Genomic DNA, 2,765 nt, shown 5'->3' with positions numbered 1-2,765 from the left:
GGCGACCGCGCTGAGACCGTCATGACGCTCATCAAGGAAGCCCCGCGTACCAGGCCGCAGAGCCCGCCGGTCACTGTCGAACCCGTGCCGCGACGCCACCGCCAGCCAGTTCTTGAGCAGTTGCGGTTGCGTGACGGTGAGCGGCCTGGCGGCGACGTGGGTGAACGCCCGCCACGCGTACCCCCAGACCTCGTCCACATCCGGAATGGCCGACAAGAACGCGACCAGCTCCACCGGCACCTCACCACGGCCGGCGACCTCGCTCGCGAACTGCCCCGCGACCCACCGCCCGAAGTCCCTCCCCGTCGTGGACAGAAGGAGCAGTTCTCTGGGCCATGCCCGATCGAGGGCGTGGTCATGGAGCATCCTGAGGCCCACCGCGGGGGTACCCAGGGAGAACTGCGCGTAGGTGCGGCCGTTGTGGCCCGGGGCAAGGGGATAGATCGTGGTCGCCCGGCCGACCTCGGTGATCTCCCACCCTGGAAGATCACCCAGAAGCTTCGCCAGCGGTACCGGCCGCCCGCCCCCCTCGATCGTGCCCAGCCGCGCCAGCCGGTCACGCACCAGCCTCCGCCGGGCCCTCGCCTCCTCCAGCGACTGCCACCGCTCACCCGGGACCACGGCCGCCGGATCACCGACGACCTCCGTGATGGTGCCGGCGCCCCGTACGCTCTGCGGGGGCACTTGGGCCGCCATGTCAAAGGGCATCGGGAAGTCGGGGTGGCGCCATAGGGGGGCCTTGTCGACGACGATCTTGATCCCAGGGCCTTGCGCCAGCACCACCTTCGTGAGATCGGGCTTGTTCCCTGGCTCCGGGACGGGGATGCCGAGCCTCCGCAGAAGTTCAGCGGGGAGGGGGGCGATAGCGAGCGGATAGCGGGGCTCGAGCTCAGGGCCGAGGGCCCCGTACTCGTCACGCACCGCCCGGTCCAGCAACGCGTGCGCCACCGACGACGACTCCGTGAACGGCTCCAGCGCGTCCGCCACCACCCGCCCGGACGGACCGACCACCACCACCCGCGCGTCAAACAACAGCTCCACCTTCGGCGGAACATCCGACACCCGGCTCCCCTCGGGCTCCGACGGATCCACCCACACCACACCATCCGCCGTGTGATACGCCGCGAACGCATGCCCCAACCCGTCCTCCGGCCGCCGCCCCGGCTCCAACGACACCGACCCCGGCCGCCGCGCCAACACCAACGCCACCGACCCCGGCCCCACACGCCCAGCGTCCTCGGCATCCCGCAGCGCATCCGCCACCGCACCCCACGACCCCACCCGGGCCCACCCAGGACCCCGCACCAGACGGGAGCGCGGACCCTGGTCCAGCACCGACTCATCCACCACACCCCCGGCCCGCACACCCGACGGAAGCAACACGTCCGGATGCAACTCATCCCGCAACGCACCCAACAGCTCCAGACACCGCCGCTCCGACACACCCCCCGGCGGCAGCCCCTCCGCCATGCCATCCACAAGGACCGTCAGTTCCGCGCGACTCCACACCCGGGGAGCGGGCGCCGGGGCGGGGTCCGTGACCGGCGCGGGGTCCGTGACCGTGGGGGTGTTCGTGACCGGCGCGATGGAGACCCAGTCGTCGGCCGTGTGCGGCCGGCCCGCCGCGTCCCGCCCCAGGGCGAGGGTGAGCTTGCCGGTGTCCCGGTTCTCGTAGATGTCGGCCTCGCCGTACGCGGTCCGCGCCCGGTGGCCCGTCGCGAGGCTGGTCGCGAGGAGAAGGCCCTCAACGGCGTCCCCTTGCTCGGCGGGATCCGGGTCCGGGAGCAGCCACACGATCTCGGCGTCCGGCGGCAGCGCGCGCACCTGGGGGTCGTGGGCGAGCAGGGCGGCGGCGTCCTCCGGCGGCACCACTCCGGACAGCAGGTCCGAGCCGAGGTCGCCGCGCGCCCGGATCACCCAGGGCGCCGGGCCGCCGGGCCGGTGCCAGGGCGCGAGCCCGGGCCCGGGAACGGAGGAGCCGTGGTCGATCGTGCCGTCGGGCCGGTACCGGACCAGGGTGACCTGGCTCGGGTCGAAGTCCAGCCCGCGCTCGCCCGGTCCGTCCAGGTGGCGGCCGAACGCCCGGTCCCCGGTATCCCGTAGGAGGGTGTGCGAGCCCAGCATCCCTTCGCGTTCCAGATGGAACGCGCCCAGCTCCACGGTGCTGCCGATGTCGCGGCCGGCGTTCCGTGCCCGGTTCACCAGCCGGTACAGCTCCCCACGGCGCTCGGGGTCGGGGCGGTCCAGATGCAGGACGCGGGCGGCGAAGGCGTCGGCGTCGCCGCCGTGGTCCCAGACGCCCAAGACGCCCTGGCGCGCGAGGTGGAGCCCGGCCAGCACCGCGAGGCTGGGCGTGTTGTCCGCCGCGTCCAGCGCCAGGCGGAACAGCTCGGCGCGCTCGTCGGCGGTCACGGGCCCGTACCCGTCCGGTGCCAGCACATGACGGGCGAGCGCGTCCAGGTCCAGCGGCCCGTCGGCCAGTTCCGGGACCTTCGCCCGCAGGGTGTCCAGCCTGCGCAGGACCTCCCGTGCGGTGTCCGGCCCGTGTGCGGCGTACGGGTCGGACAGGCCGTGCAGGCGGGACAGGGCGTCGAACTCGGCAAGGGCGGCGGCATACGGGTCGCTGTCGTACGGAGCGCTGTCGCCGTCGTGCGAGTCGCTGTCGTAGAGGTTGTCGTCGCGTGCCGGGCCCTCGGCCGGGGCCCGGGGGCCGTCCGGCGGCCGCACTGCCGCGGGCTCGGCGGGCTCGGCGGGCTCGGCGGGCT

General features: G+C 73.7%; 1 protein-coding gene. It reads right to left on the bottom strand.

All coding sequences use genetic code 11. From position 1 onward, the window contains the following. On the bottom strand, window positions 1–2,765 hold a 2,765-nt coding region (locus ACWDSL_RS52875), incomplete at both ends, for a hypothetical protein (RefSeq protein WP_450496861.1).

It is taken from the genome of Streptomyces sp. NPDC000941, assembly GCF_053599555.1.
The sequence above is the reverse complement of the archived record's forward strand: the minus strand, read 5'-3'. Positions and strand labels throughout refer to the sequence as shown.